The sequence below is a fragment of the Corallococcus sp. CA041A genome (genome assembly GCF_003612075.1).
GTDB lineage: Bacteria > Myxococcota > Myxococcia > Myxococcales > Myxococcaceae > Corallococcus > Corallococcus exiguus.
The window spans coordinates 1-386 of sequence record NZ_RAWF01000769.1 but is presented as its reverse complement, the minus strand read 5'-3'; the positions used below and the strand labels follow the sequence as shown (position 1 = coordinate 386).

Genomic DNA, 386 nt, shown 5'->3' with positions numbered 1-386 from the left:
GCCCCAACCAGCTGGAGCTGGACAGCTTCTGTGGCCGCCGAGCGCAGTCGCTGGAGGACTGCGTGAACATAGCGCGCAGCCTGTTGCAGCGCGGGCCGCAGGTGGTGCTGGTCAAGCACCTTGCTTACCCCGGGCGCGCCGAGGACCAGTTCGAGATGCTGCTGGTGACCGCCGAGCAGAGCTGGCATCTGCGCCGCCCGCTGCTGGCGTTCCCGCGGCAGCCGGTAGGGGTGGGTGACCTGACCTCAGGCCTGTTCCTGGCCCGAGTCCTGCTCGGCGACAGCTGGGTGCAGGCGTTCGAATTCACCGCTGCGGCCGTACACGAAGTGCTGCTCGAAACCCAGGCCTGCTCCAGCTATGAACTGCAGCTGGTGCGGGCCCAGGAC

General features: G+C 68.1%; 1 pseudogene. It reads left to right on the top strand.

The annotated features are described in order from the left end of the window. A pseudogene (locus D7V77_RS43005) lies at nt 1-386 on the top strand (bifunctional hydroxymethylpyrimidine kinase/phosphomethylpyrimidine kinase); the annotation flags it as partial.